Source organism: Acidovorax sp. Leaf78, assembly GCF_001422735.1.
GTDB lineage: Bacteria > Pseudomonadota > Gammaproteobacteria > Burkholderiales > Burkholderiaceae_C > Acidovorax.
The window spans coordinates 189147-201713 of the sequence record NZ_LMLZ01000001.1; the positions used below are offsets into that span (position 1 = coordinate 189147).

The window sequence follows — 12567 nt, forward strand, 5'->3', positions numbered from 1 at the left end:
TGCGACGTGCCGTGTGCCTTGTTTGCCATTGATACAACGAGGAAACCACGCCATGCACAGCAGCAGCACTGCCACCCCTGCGGCACCGTCCGTCTATGAACCCACTGTCGCGCCCGATGTGCTGGGCGAGCTCGAAAAAGAATCGCGCATGGGCGGCGCGATGGACGGCGAGACCTCCACGCGCGAAGTGCGCCGCATCGACATATCGAACTTCGACGCGCGCAAGGAAGAGATCGCCGAGCAGCTGTGGGCCGCATCGGTCGACATCGGCTTCTTCCAGGTCACGAACCACGGCATCCCCATCGAAGACATCCGCGCCGCCTTCGCGCGCGCCGAAGCCTTCTTCGGCCAGCCGCAGGACACCAAGGCCCAGTGGCCCCTGTCGCGCAACGCCGGCTGGGAGCACAAGGCGCAGATCCGTCCCTCCACGCGCACGCCGGACCAGAAGGAGTCCTACCAGGTCACGCGCCCGCGCATGGCGGGCCTGTGGCCCACCGAGGCCGAGCTGCCTGGCTTTGAGGCCGCCACGCTTGCATTCGAGCGCCAATGCTGGGAGGTGGGCATGCGCCTGCTCTCGTGTTTTGCCTACAAGCTGGGCTTCGATGCAGACTTCTTCACCCGCGCCCACCAGCCCGACCTGCCCACCTACCAGAGCACGCTGCGCATGCTGCATTACTTTGCGGTGGACCCGGCGCTCAAGGACGAGCTGGGCCTGTGGCGCGCCGGCGCCCACACCGATTTCGACTGCCTCACCCTGCTGTTCCAGCGCCCCGGCCAGGGCGGCCTGCAGGTGCTGCCCGGCAAGGAGGCCGAGGGCCGCCAGTGGACCAGCGTGGAGCCGGCCGAGGGCGTGATCACCTGCAACATCGGCGACATGCTCATGCGCTGGAGCGACGACCAGTTGCCCAGCAACTTCCACCGCGTGCGCAACCCCCTGCCGCACGAATACCAGGGCGCGCGCTACAGCCTGGCCTTCTTCTGCCAGGCCAACGAAGACGCGGTCATCGAAGGCCCCGCCAAGAAGTACCCGTCCATCACCGGCGCGGAGTACCTCCGCCAGCGGATCAGCGCCAATTTCTCCAACAAGTACTGAAGCACCCCCTGAGTCGCTCCCCTCCCGACTCGCTGCGCGAGTCGGGAGGGGGACGCCCCCAGCGCGGCGGAGCGGCCCTTGCGCGGGAGCAATGGCTTGGGCCGCGCCAGTTTCGAGGCTCGCTGGTGGCGTCCAGCGCAATGGACAACTGGTCGAACAAGAGCCGGTCGGGTTCAGCCCCCGCCGCGCATCCAGAAGTAGGCCATCACCGTGATGACCAGCACCACTGCCACCACGATCCAGTTGCCCGCCCCGCCGGCGGGCTGCTGGCCCGGCGACAGCCCGGGCGCCACGGCACCCAGGCCGATGGACGCGGGCTCGTCCATGGACTGCTCGATCGCGTCGACTCGCTCCTTGGCCTCCTTCAGGCCCAGGCCTTCGTGGTCCCGCAGCAGGCGGATGGCCTCGATCTTGTGGCCCTCGGCCAGGGCCTGGCGCACGGCGTCGGGCACGTGGGCTGGGGATGCGGCCCGCGCGGTGGTGGCAAGCTCTTCGCCGCGCTGGTGCGCATCGATCAGGTCCTTGGCCTCCTTGAGGCCCAGGCCCGTGGCTGCGCGCAGGCGCTTGATGGCTTCGATGGTCTGGCCTTCATCGAGTGCGGCCAGTACATGGGGCGGGAGAGAGGTGCCGGCATGGCGCATGGCAGGTCCTGTTCAGCGGTTGCGACCGGGCTTTCTACCATGCGCAACGCAGCCCCTGGATCGGGGGTAGACACTTTCCGCGCCGATGGGCGCGGCACGCCGGGTTGCTGCGCCAGATCGCACTCGAATTGGTTGCAATGGAAATCAAGCCGGCGGTAGGCCCGGTCTTAGCCGGTGAGCAGGTCGAACCATTCCCGGTACGGCGTGTTCTTCACCATCTTGCGATTGAAGTCCGGCTCACCGTCTGTCCACCACACCGGTCCGCGTTCGCCGAGCGCGTTTTTTGTTTCGTCAACCTGCTCGCGCGCCTGGGCGCGCCGGGCCGCGGAGGGCTTGCCACGCAGGGCGCGTCGGGCATCCATCAGCTGCGTAACGAGTGCTGCCCGCACCTCCTCAGGCAGCGCGGGATTGGCCTTGCGCCACAGCCGGCCCCGCACGACGAAGTACCTGCCGTCTGGCGTTGTGGGGTAGGGGGGATGGTCCGGCGACACAGCCAGTCGACGGGTGGGCCTGCGCGCGAAGCGGGATCAGGACAGGGCCAGGTCCCGCTGCCGTGGCTCGCGCTGCTGCCAGTCCTGGGTGTGGGGCCGCAGATAGCGCTGTGCCACGTCCACCGTGGAGTGTTCGCCCAGCTGCCCGCCGTGCTCCGCGAGCCACGCATCGCAGGCACGCCGGCCGTCCTGGCGCAGCATCTCGAACAGCACGCGCCCCACGGTGCGCTTGATGGACGGCTCGGTGCCCAGCAGCCCGGCGGGCTGGTCGGGCAGGCTCAACACGTGCATGCGGATGTCGGCGTCCGGCACATTGCGGTTGATGACCTCCAGCGCCCGCAGCTCGGACACCAGCCCGCTGACGGACGCCACTTCGTTGATGCGGTTCAGAATGTTCTTGGCGGACAGCGGGGTCTCTGCGCGGTGCAGCGGGGTCAGCTCCACCAGCAGGATGTCGGTGTCCAACTGGTCCTCGTACAGCGGCCACAGCGAGGGGTTGGCCGCGTAGCTGCCGTCCCAGTAAGCCTCCCCGTCGATCACCACCGGCTGGTAAGACAGCGGCGCACAGGCAGACGCCAGCACGGCGTCAATGCTCATGTCCGCCGGACCGAACACCCGGCCAGCGCCGCTTTGCACGTGCAGTGCGTTCACAAAGAGCCTGGGCGCTGCGCTCGCCTCGCGCAGCAGGGCTTCGTCCACCACGGTGTTCAGGATGAAGCGCAGCGGCGCCATGCCCATGGGGTTGGTTTGGCAGGGAGAAAGGATGGGCAGCGCGTCGTCCCACATACCCATGCCCGGCTTGCGCAGCGGCAGCATGAGCAAGGTCATCAGCGACCCTGCCTGCGCCACCTGCTCCCACAGCATGGCCAGATGCTCCCGCGCACCGGCCCTGCCGCCGCGCGCCATGCCGGTGGCCAGCGCCGCACCGTTGAGCGCACCGGCACTGCTGCCGCTGATGGCACCGATGTCGATGTCCTCTTCTTCCAGCAGGCGGTCGAGGACGCCCCAGGTGAAGGCACCCTGTGCGCCACCACCTTGCAGTGCCAGATTCAGCTGCACCCGCCCAGGCGCTGCGCGCCGCATTGCTTTTGCCATGGTGGCCCCTTTGTGAAAAGGCCATCGTATGGGGCTGCTGGCGCAGGCGTGTCAGCCAAGGGCGCAATTACGGGTGTCGTGCAGCACCCACTCCACAGGGTTTGCCGCTTACTTGGCCGCCGGGGCCGGGCACCCCTCACCCATGCCCGCCATCCCCGCCAGCCGCTGCAGGCGCGAGCGGTTGTCCATACACGCCTTGTGTTCCGCTTCCCGCACCTTCTCCTGAGCCAGCTGCGCAGCGCGCGCACGTTCGGCCTGCAATTGGGCAATGCGCTCGCGGATCTGCGGCATGGCCGCCAGGGCGGCCTTTTCGCCTTCCAGGATGGCGCTGGCCCGCTGGCCGAAGTCAGCCGGGCCGATGTCCAGCACCTTGGGGCGGATGACCACGTCGGCGCGGGCCAGTTCGGCTTCGCCCAGCTTCTGGCCCATGATGGCAATCGACTGGCCCAGCGCGCCCAGCATGTTGCCCGGCGTCTGGCCCCGGGCCTTGTTGGAAATGTCCACCGCAATCACGATGTCGGCGCCCAGCTGGCGCGCCGCGTCCACCGGCACGGGGCTCACGATGCCGCCGTCCACGAAGTGGTACTTGCCGATGGTGACGGGCTGGAAGACGCCGGGCACGCTGCTCGATGCGCGCACTGCCTGCCCGGTGTTGCCGCGAGCGAACACGGTGCGCTCGCCGTCTTCGAGCCGGGTGGACACCACTGCGAAGGGCTTGGCCATCTGCTCGAGCGGCTTGCGGCCCACCTGTTCGTTCACATAGTCCTCCAGCTTCTGGCCCAGCACCAGCCCGCCTGAGGACAACTGCAGGTCGCGGATCTTGGCTTCGTCCAGCGCCACGGCCTTTTCCTGCATCTCGAACGCGTTCATGCCGCTGGCGTACAGCGCGCCCACCACGCTGCCCGCGCTGGTACCCGAGACAACGGCGGGCGCAAGGCCGTTGGCCTCGAGCATCTTGATCACGCCGATGTGGGCAAAGCCCTTGGCTGCCCCGCCGCCCAGGGCAATGCCGATCTTGATGGGGCCTCCTGCGGGGGCGCCTGCCGTGGTGGTGGATGTGGCCTGCGCAGTGGCTGCGGGCTGGGTCGGCGCTGTGCCGCCGCATGCGGCAAGACTTGCGCAAACCAGGAGCGCCAACGGGCGCAAGAAGACGTTGTCCAACCGCATATGCAGGATCCTGTTCTCAACGGAGGCGGCGAGTGTAGCGGCAGGGGCACGCCATCTGCCCATCCAATCAATCGGAACAAATTGTCACAGGCCCGTTCATCGCCGTTACCTACACTGCCACGTCCTTTTTCGGGCTGCCCTCATAACCCATCCAACATGGTCAAACCTGTCGTAGCTGTCATCCCCGGCACCATCATCGCCGGTGGTCCACTGAGCCAATCCACCATCCTTGCCGTCAACAAAGCGGCCGAAAAAACGCCTGCGCAATGGCGTCGGTTCGTGGCATACGCCTCCTTGGTCAAGGTCGGCGGCTCGCTGGCCTGGCGTGCCAACAACCCGGGCAATTTGCGTGATTCGCCGCTCAAAATCGGCAACGTCTCCGGCGCCGTGGGCGTCTTTGCGGTGTTTGCCAATATGGACGACGGCCATGCCGCGCAGCGCGCGCTGTATGTCAAGAAGTACGGGACCATGAAGGTGCGCGATGCCATCGCCAAGCTCACCCCGCCGAACGAGAACGACACCGAGCGGTATCTGCGGGAGCTGGAGAAGGCGGGCGTGGACCTGGACAAGGACGTCAACTCGCAGATCGACGTGCTGATGCCGGCTGTGGCAGCGAGTGAAGGCGTCATTGCCGGTATCGAGGTGCCACGCTCATGAAGCGCCTGGCACTTGTCGCATGTCTTGTCGCCGTCCCCGCACTGGCGCACGCGGCAGACCAGGTCGCCGTGGGTTGCCAGCGCGTGAAGCTGGTGCTCGACGAGCGGTTCACCCCGAGCGAACGCGACCGTCTGTGGGCCAGCGGCGAGGAGGCCAGCGGCGCGCCGGCTGTGTTGCAGTTGCGAGGTTGCCAAGGCGAATTGCTCGACAGCCTGACGCTGGAAGCACCCCTGGCCAAGCTGGACCGCACTGCCTTGCGCGGCGTAGGCACCCCCACCGTGCTCGTGACGGTGGACTTGACGGCGCCGGCGGGCAGCTACAGCGGACCGCTGACCAAGCCCGTTCAGGTGAAGGGCAACCGCCTGGCCTACGCGCAGGCCCGTGCTGCGGACGGCACGGTGCAGCCCATCGTGCTGGCCCAGACGGGCAAGGCAGCGTGGAAGAAGGTGCGGGTGGTGGCTGCAGACCAGTTGCTCGCGGTGCGCAGCGAGCCGCGCGATGGGGATTTCACGACCAGCTACCGCCGTTATGTCCATGGCAAGCAGGGCTGGACGGTGCGGGTCCGGTCACAGCCTGGCCTGTGGGAGTCGGACGGCGAGTTCCCTGCGCGCCGCTCGTTCCCCTGAGCGGGCGGGGCGGGCGGTGACCGGCGGGCGGTCACGGCGGGGTGGGGCGCGTTGACCGCGCCCCCGAGGCTCACTCGCCCTGCGACCCCCGGTGTGCCCAGCCCGTGGTGCGCTTTTCGACCCAGCTGAACAGCTCGTACATCACCATGGCCATGGCGCCCACCACCATCAGGCCGGCAAACGCCAGGCCCATCTGCATGGACGAGCCTGCCGAGATCAGCAGGTAGCCGATGCCCTCGTTGGCGGCCGTCATTTCCGACACGGTGGTGCCCACGAAGGCCAGCGTGATGGCGACCTTGAGCGAGCCGTAGAAGTACGGCATTGACCGCGGCAGGCCTACCTTGACCAGCACGTCCCAGCGCTTGGCGCCCAGCACGCGCAGCACGTCTTCGAGCTCGGGCTCCAGCGTGGCCAGGCCCGTGGCGATGTTCACCATGATCGGGAAGAAGCTGATGAGAAACGCGGTGAGGATGGCCGGCCCCACGCCGATGCCGAACCACACCACCAGGATGGGCACGAAGGCCGCCTTGGGCAGCGCGTTGAACGCGGTCATCAGCGGGTAGACGGCGGCATACGCCAGGCGCGAGCTGCCGATGAGGAAGCCGAGCAGCACGCCCACCACGATGGCAATGCCGAAGCCCGCCATGGTGACCCAGTAGGTGCGCCAGGCATGGGCGGCGATCACGCCTCCGAACTCGACCAGCTGCGTGCCGATGGCCCAGGGGCTGGGGAAGATGAATTCCGAGACGTTGAAGGCCGAGCAGATGATCTGCCACAGCAGGACGATGGCGACGAGCAGGATCCAGGGGGACCAGCGCTCCGCAGTTTTCTTGTGCATGGTGGTGGGGGCCTTGTGGGTTTCTTACTGCTGGAGGGGGGCGCCCGCTTTTCGCAGGGCACCGATGTGGCCGCGCAGCTCGTGCACGATGTCGGTGAACTCCTTGGTGTAGGTGATCTCCAGGTCGCGCGGGCGGGGCAGCTCGATGTCGCGCTGCACGACGAAGCGGCCGGGGCTTTTGCTCATCACGTACACGGTGTCGGCCAGGAAGACCGACTCGCGCAGGTCGTGCGTCACCAGGATCACGTTGAATTTCTGCTCGGCCTGCAGGTCGCGCAGGATGCACCAGAGCTCCTCGCGGGTGAAGGCATCGAGCGCGCCGAAGGGCTCGTCCAGCAGCAGCATCTTGGGCTCGTGGATGAGTGCGCGGCAGATGCTGGCGCGCTGCTGCATGCCGCCCGACAGCTGCCATGGAAACTTGTCCTCATAGCCGCCCAGGCCCACCTTCTGCAGCAGGGCGCGGGCGCGGGCCTCGTACTCCTTGCGCTTGGCCTTGAACTGGCTGCGGTGAGGCTCCACGATCTCGAGCGGCAGCAGCACGTTGTCGACCGTGGTGCGCCAGGGCAGCAGCGACGGCGCCTGGAAGGCCATGCCCGATATCTTGAGCGGCCCGGTCACAGGCTGGCCGTCGATGAGGATCTTGCCTATCGACGGCATCTTCAGGCCCGTGGCCAACTTCATGAAGGTGGACTTGCCGCAGCCCGACGGGCCGACGATGGCGATGAACTCGCCCTGCCGGATCTGCAGGTCGATGGCCTCGACGGCGAAGTGGTTCTGCGCGAGCAGCTCGTCGTTGTACGCGAGCCAGACATCGCGGAAGTCCACGAAGTAGGAGTCAGCAGCCTGCATGTGAAGAATCTGAGTAAAAATGGTCGCTACCGCTTGATAGGTAAGCGCTAGCAGCTATTGTTTTGATAGTAAGCCTGTGCCTGGTCTCCGCGCAGGCTTCCGTGGCGCACCGCGCCTTACTTCTTCGGCAGGATGTTCAGGTCGGCGGTGCTAGGGAGGAAGCTCGCGTTCCACACGTCGTCGGCGTTCACCCGGGTCTTGGTGTTGAACGCATCGGACACTTGCGACGCCATCAGCGACAGGCGGCCGGGCACGGCCTTGCCGAAGCCTTCGGCGCGTGCGTCGGGGCTGTTGATGACGGTGTCGATGGCCAGTTGCAGGCGGCGGGTTTCGAGCGGCACGTTCACGATGCCGTCACGTGCCTTCACGTGCTCGATGGAAGCGGCCGGGTTGGCGATGACTTCCTTGGCGCCCTTTGTGAAGGCGGCCAGGAAGGCCTTGATCGCGGCCGGGTTCTCCTTGATGAGCTTCGGCGACGCGATGATCACGTTGCCGTACAGCTTCACGCCGAAGTCGGCATAGGGCAGCACCACCACGTCGGCGGCCTTGGCGCCGCGGGCTTCCAGGTTGAGCAGCGAGGTGAAGGTGAAGCCGGTGATGGCGTCCACGTCGCCGCGCACCAGCATGGTCTCGCGCAGCGGCGGGTCCATGGCGGTCCACTGCACGCTGCCCACGCCGTTGGCCTTCTGGAAGATCGGGAACGCGCGGCGGCCAGCGTCGAACACCGGGGCGCCCAGTTTCTTGCCAGCCAGGTCGGCCGGCTTGGTGATGCCGCTCTTCTTGAGCGCCATGACCGACGCGGGCGTGTTGTTGTAGACCATCATCACCGCCACGGGCTTGTTCTGCGCGTCGGGGTTGTTGGCGTGGAACTCCATCACGGCGGCCAGGTCGGCAAAGCCCATGTCATAGGTGCCCGACGCCACGCGCTGTACGGCACCGCCCGAACCGTTGCCGGCGTCCACCGTCACGTCCAGGCCGGCTGCCTTGAAATAGCCCTTGGCCACCGGCTGCAGGAAGAGGGCGGCAGGGCCCTCGAAGCGCCAGTCGAGCTGGAACTTGATCGGGGTGGTGGCCTGCGCGTGGGCGGTGGAGAAAGCGCCGGCGGTGGCCAGCAGCAGGGCGGCTTGCAGGAGGGTGCGTTTGTTCATGGGAAGGTGTCCTGTCAGAAGTCGTCGAAGGGAAGGCATGCGGGGCCGGCGCCGCAGGCGGGGCCGGGCCTTGCCGCATACCATGCTGTCCCAGTCAGCAAAAACGATGCCTGCTTTCACCGGGGCGGGGTAGAAGAGCGGACTATTGTTCGCCAATTTGGTGCACGCGGCTCTAGAGGCTTTCCCGAAATGGTGCATGGCCGGTGCCGGCCGCTGGCTGTTGCTGGCTGCCGCGGGTGCACCGCGCCGGGGCACGGCACCGTGTGCGGCACGGCACATTGGGGCAAACGCGCAGGCAGCCGGTGCGCGCCGGTGGTACAACAAAAGTCCTCATCACCAGCACAGTCCTTGGGAGGGCTTTTCATGGCGGACATCCAGGCATTCTTCGAAAACGTGCAACTACCCACCATCCCAGATGTGGCGCGCGAGCTCATCGCCACCATGAAGGACGATGACATCCCCTTTGAAAAAGTGCGCGGCGCCATCTCCAAGGACCCGGCGCTCACCGCCAAGCTGATCCGCCTGGCCAACAGTGCCCGCTTCGGCCTGCCGCGCCAGGTGGCCTCGCTGGACGACGCCATCACCATGGTCGGCCTGAACCAGGTGCGCACGCTGGCGCTGGCTTCGTGCATGTCTGGGGTGTTCAAGGACGCGCCGGGCGTGGACGCCGAGGCCTTCTGGAAGGAGAGCATGGCGATTGCGGGCTATTCGCAGTGGCTGGCGCGCACGCTGGGCTCCAACGTGCAGGAGTCGTGGCTGGCGGGCTTTCTGGTGCGGCTGGGCGAACTGATCATTGCGCAGAAGGCGCCCGAGCAGATCCCGGCCATCGAGCAGCTGCCCCACCACGCTGGCGGCCGCTGGCAGCGCGAGCGCACGCTGCTCGGCTTTACCGAGGCGCAGGTCACGGCCGAACTGGCCCGGCGCTGGCGCTTTCCGGACACCATCGTGCAGGCGCTGGAGACGGCCGAGGACCCCGTCGCCACCACCCCGTTCTGCCGGCTGGGCGGCATCCTGCACGTGGCCACGCTGCTGGCCGAGATCGGGCTGGAAGAGCCCATGTCGCCCGCCGACACCATCGCCAGCCTGCCTGCCGAGATCAAGCAGGCGCTGCAGCTGGATTCGGCCTGGCTGGCAGAGCACCTGCCACCGGTGGCGGACTATGTGGATGTGTCTGTGCGCTAGAGGCTGAGAGCACCCCCTGAGTCGCTTCGCGCCTCGGTGCCACCGCCAGAGGCGGTGGCTCTTCGGGCACGTCCAAGCCTGCGCAGGCAGGCTTGGAGCCGCGGCCCTCAGCCCCTCTCTCTCCTCGCTCCGCGCGTCGGGAGGGGGATGCCCCCGGTGCACGCAAGCGAAGCGCCGCCTCCGCGCCTAGGCGGCCCTTGCACGGGGGCCCTGGCTGGGGCCGCGCCAGTTTTGTGCGATGTGGGTGGCGCGCAGTGCTATGAATGACTGAAACGACAAAGGGGGCCGAAGCCCCCTTTGTCGTTGGTGCGCTGCTGGCAGTCAGCTCTTGCGCGATGCCGCGCTGGCCACCGCCAGGGCCGTCATGTTGAACACCCGGCGCACCGTGGCCGCGGGGGTCAGGATGTAGGCGGTGGCGGCGCCGCCCATCAGGATGGGGCCCACCGTCACGCCGCCGCTGGTCGTGGTCTTGAGCACGTTGTACAGGATGTTGGCGGCATCCAGGTTGGGGCAGATCAGCAGGTTGGCCGAGTCGCTGAGCGTGGATTCCGCCATGTACACGTTGCGGATGTTCGGGTCCAGCGCGGCGTCGCCGTGCAGTTCGCCGTCGCACTCGATCTCGGGGTGGGCCGCCACGAACAGGTCGCGGGCTTCGCGCATCTTGCGGGCCGAGGGGCGCTTGGACGAGCCGTAGCTCGAATGCGACAGGAACGCCACCTTGGCGGGCAGGCCGAAGTGCTGCACCTCCTGCACCGACATCCAGGCGATGTCCGCCAGCTGCTGGGCCGTGGGGTTCTCGTTCACATAGGTATCGGCGATGAACAGCGTGCCGCGGTCGGTCATCAGCGCGTTCAGCGCCGCGTAGTCGTTCACGCCTGCCTGGCGGCCCAGGATGCTGTGGATGCGCTCCAGGTGCGTCTCATACGTGCCCACCAGGCCGCAGATCATCGCGTCGGCATCGCCCAGCGACACCATCAGCGAGGCGATGATGGTGTTGGAGCGGCGCACCGCAGCCTTGGCCACCTCGGGCGTCGCACCGTTGCGCTGGTTGAGCTGGTGGTAGTGCTCCCAGTACTGGCGAAAGCGCGGGTCATCCTCGGGGTTGCAGACCTCGACGTCCTTGCCCAGCCGCATGCGCAGGCCGGCTTTCTCGATGCGCGCCGCAATGACGGCAGGGCGGCCGATGAGGATGGGGTGGGCGATCTTGTCGTCGATGGCCATTTGCGCGGCGCGCAGTGCGCGCTCGTCTTCACCGTCGGCGTAGGCCACGCGCTTTTGGCCCTCAGGCAGGGCCTTGGCCGCCGTGATCACGGGGCGCATCAGCATGCCGGTTTGATACACGAAGCGCGACAGGGCTTCCTTGTACGCTTCCATGTCTTCGATGGGGCGCGTGGCCACGCCGGACTCTGCAGCGGCCTTGGCCACGGCCGGCGCGATCTTGAGGATCAGGCGCGAGTCGAACGGCGTGGGGATCAGGTAGTCGGGGCCGAAGGTGAGTTCCTTGCCCGCATAGGCGCTGGCCACTTCCTCGCTGATGTCGGCCTTGGCCAGGTCGGCGATCTGGCGCACGCAGGCGAGCTTCATCGCCTCGGTGATCTTGGTCGCGCCGCAGTCCAGCGCGCCGCGGAAGATGTACGGGAAGCACAGGACGTTGTTGACCTGGTTCGGGTAGTCCGAGCGGCCCGTGGCGATGATGCAGTCCGGGCGGATGGCCTTGGCCAGTTCGGGGCGGATCTCCGGCTCGGGGTTGGCCAGCGCCAGGATGATGGGCTTGGGAGCCATGGTCTTGACCATCTCGGCCGTGAGCACGCCGGGTGCCGAGCAGCCCAGGAACACGTCGGCGCCGTCGACCACGTCGGCCAGCGTGCGGGCCTCGGTCTTTTGCGCATAGCGCTGCTTGGAGGCGTCGAGCCCGCCGGGGCGGCCATCCCAGATCACGCCCTTGGAGTCCACCATGAAGATGTGCTCGCGCTTGACGCCCAGGCCCACCATCACGTCCACGCAGGCAATGGCTGCGGCGCCAGCGCCGGACACGGCGATTTTGACCGCGCCGATCTCCTTGCCCACCAGCTCCAGGCCGTTGAGCAGCGCAGCGCTGGAGATGATGGCCGTGCCGTGCTGGTCGTCATGGAACACCGGGATGTTCATGCGCGCACTGAGCTGCTGCTCGATGTAGAAGCACTCGGGCGCCTTGATGTCTTCCAGGTTGATGCCGCCCAGCGTGGGCTCCATCGCCGCGATGATCTCGACCAGCTTGTCCGGGTCGCGCTCGGCCAGCTCGATGTCGAACACGTCCACGCCGGCGAACTTCTTGAACAGGCAGCCCTTGCCTTCCATCACCGGCTTGCCGGCCAGCGGGCCGATGTCGCCCAGGCCCAGCACGGCCGTGCCGTTGGTGATCACACCCACCAGGTTCCCGCGCGAGGTGTAGTCGAACGCCTTGGACGGGTCGGCCTGGATATCCAGACACGGGTAGGCCACGCCGGGCGAATACGCCAGCGACAGGTCGCGCTGGTTGGACAGGGGCTTGGTGGGGGTCACCGCAATCTTGCCCCGGGTGGGGTTGCGGTGGTATTCACGCGCGGCGTCGCGCAGCGCCTCTTCGGCGGCGGAAAGTTTCTGGGTCATACGGAAATCCTGGAAGTCTTCGGCGGAATGCAAAACAAGGGTACCCGATGGCACGGGTGGCTGGCATGGCGGTTTATGCGTATGCAGCATGAAGCCAAAACCCCCTGGCAGCCCGGCTGCAAGGGGGTCATCACGGTGCGGGCGGCAGCGCT

The 12567-nt window shown here is 67.2% G+C and carries 12 protein-coding genes; 4 read left to right on the forward strand and 8 right to left on the reverse strand.

Translation table 11 applies throughout. The annotated features are described in order from the left end of the window. Positions 1-148: 148 nt before the first annotated feature. Complete coding sequence (locus ASF16_RS00850; RefSeq protein ID WP_235503999.1) at positions 149-1093, forward strand: isopenicillin N synthase family oxygenase; 945 nt, start codon at positions 149-151, stop codon at positions 1091-1093. A gap of 173 nt (positions 1094-1266) precedes the next feature. Here ASF16_RS00850 and ASF16_RS00855 read toward each other — a convergent pair whose 3' ends face one another. The 4 genes from ASF16_RS00855 to ASF16_RS00870 form a co-directional block, all read right to left on the reverse strand. Further along, the gene (locus tag ASF16_RS00855) at positions 1267-1734 is read right to left on the reverse strand and encodes a ribosomal protein L7/L12 (RefSeq protein WP_056161507.1); all 468 of its coding nucleotides are present in this window, start codon (positions 1732-1734) and stop codon (positions 1267-1269) included. A gap of 167 nt (positions 1735-1901) precedes the next feature. Continuing rightward, a complete protein-coding gene (locus tag ASF16_RS26620) occupies positions 1902-2225 on the reverse strand; it encodes a hypothetical protein (RefSeq protein WP_056161510.1) in 324 nt (107 codons plus the stop codon). A 36-nt stretch (positions 2226-2261) separates the two neighbouring features. Further along, positions 2262-3320: a patatin-like phospholipase family protein gene (locus ASF16_RS00865; protein ID WP_082516673.1), complete on the reverse strand. Its 1059-nt coding sequence runs from the start codon at positions 3318-3320 to the stop codon at positions 2262-2264. Positions 3321-3428: 108 nt separating this feature from the next. Then, complete coding sequence (locus ASF16_RS00870) at positions 3429-4487, reverse strand: patatin-like phospholipase family protein (protein ID WP_056161513.1); 1059 nt, start codon at positions 4485-4487, stop codon at positions 3429-3431. A 156-nt stretch (positions 4488-4643) separates the two neighbouring features. Between ASF16_RS00870 and ASF16_RS00875 the strand changes: the two genes are divergently transcribed. Together ASF16_RS00875 and ASF16_RS00880 are read left to right on the forward strand one after the other, a co-directional pair. Further along, the gene (locus ASF16_RS00875; RefSeq protein ID WP_056161514.1) at positions 4644-5144 is read left to right on the forward strand and encodes a hypothetical protein; all 501 of its coding nucleotides are present in this window, start codon (positions 4644-4646) and stop codon (positions 5142-5144) included. Next, a complete protein-coding gene (locus tag ASF16_RS00880; RefSeq protein ID WP_056161516.1) occupies positions 5141-5770 on the forward strand; it encodes a hypothetical protein in 630 nt (209 codons plus the stop codon). Before ASF16_RS00875 ends, ASF16_RS00880 begins: the two co-directional genes overlap by 4 nt. Before the next feature lie 70 nt (positions 5771-5840). Here ASF16_RS00880 and ASF16_RS00885 read toward each other — a convergent pair whose 3' ends face one another. From ASF16_RS00885 to ASF16_RS00895, 3 genes are all read right to left on the reverse strand, one after another. Further along, positions 5841-6608, reverse strand: coding sequence for an ABC transporter permease (locus ASF16_RS00885; protein WP_056161518.1), 768 nt, complete (start codon positions 6606-6608; stop codon positions 5841-5843). A gap of 24 nt (positions 6609-6632) precedes the next feature. Then, positions 6633-7457, reverse strand: a complete 825-nt coding sequence (locus ASF16_RS00890) for an ABC transporter ATP-binding protein (protein ID WP_056161520.1) — start codon at positions 7455-7457, stop codon at positions 6633-6635. 116 nt (positions 7458-7573) lie between these two features. After that, positions 7574-8605, reverse strand: a complete 1032-nt coding sequence (locus tag ASF16_RS00895) for an ABC transporter substrate-binding protein (protein WP_056161522.1) — start codon at positions 8603-8605, stop codon at positions 7574-7576. Positions 8606-8968: 363 nt separating this feature from the next. Between ASF16_RS00895 and ASF16_RS00900 the strand changes: the two genes are divergently transcribed. Beyond that, positions 8969-9787, forward strand: coding sequence for an HDOD domain-containing protein (locus tag ASF16_RS00900; protein ID WP_056161524.1), 819 nt, complete (start codon positions 8969-8971; stop codon positions 9785-9787). 321 nt (positions 9788-10108) lie between these two features. On the opposite strand, the gene ASF16_RS00905 is transcribed toward ASF16_RS00900, so the two are convergent. Continuing rightward, positions 10109-12415 carry an NADP-dependent malic enzyme gene (locus ASF16_RS00905; RefSeq protein WP_056161526.1) on the reverse strand — a complete coding sequence of 769 codons (2307 nt, stop codon included), beginning with the start codon at positions 12413-12415 and terminating at the stop codon, positions 10109-10111. Positions 12416-12567: the final 152 nt, after the last annotated feature.

Excerpts from the sequence above, each read along its gene's own strand:
- ASF16_RS00855 (WP_056161507.1), bottom strand. The coding sequence starts at position 1,734 with ATGCGCCATGCCGGCACCTCTCTCCCGCCCCATGTACTGGCCGCACTC.
- ASF16_RS00895 (WP_056161522.1), bottom strand. The coding sequence starts at position 8,605 with ATGAACAAACGCACCCTCCTGCAAGCCGCCCTGCTGCTGGCCACCGCC.
- ASF16_RS00865 (WP_082516673.1), bottom strand. The coding sequence starts at position 3,320 with ATGGCAAAAGCAATGCGGCGCGCAGCGCCTGGGCGGGTGCAGCTGAAT.
- ASF16_RS00880 (WP_056161516.1), top strand. The coding sequence starts at position 5,141 with ATGAAGCGCCTGGCACTTGTCGCATGTCTTGTCGCCGTCCCCGCACTG.
- ASF16_RS00875 (WP_056161514.1), top strand. The coding sequence starts at position 4,644 with ATGGTCAAACCTGTCGTAGCTGTCATCCCCGGCACCATCATCGCCGGT.
- ASF16_RS00905 (WP_056161526.1), bottom strand. The coding sequence starts at position 12,415 with ATGACCCAGAAACTTTCCGCCGCCGAAGAGGCGCTGCGCGACGCCGCG.
- ASF16_RS00885 (WP_056161518.1), bottom strand. The coding sequence starts at position 6,608 with ATGCACAAGAAAACTGCGGAGCGCTGGTCCCCCTGGATCCTGCTCGTC.
- ASF16_RS00900 (WP_056161524.1), top strand. The coding sequence starts at position 8,969 with ATGGCGGACATCCAGGCATTCTTCGAAAACGTGCAACTACCCACCATC.
- ASF16_RS00890 (WP_056161520.1), bottom strand. The coding sequence starts at position 7,457 with ATGCAGGCTGCTGACTCCTACTTCGTGGACTTCCGCGATGTCTGGCTC.
- ASF16_RS00850 (WP_235503999.1), top strand. The coding sequence starts at position 149 with ATGGGCGGCGCGATGGACGGCGAGACCTCCACGCGCGAAGTGCGCCGC.
- ASF16_RS00870 (WP_056161513.1), bottom strand. The coding sequence starts at position 4,487 with ATGCGGTTGGACAACGTCTTCTTGCGCCCGTTGGCGCTCCTGGTTTGC.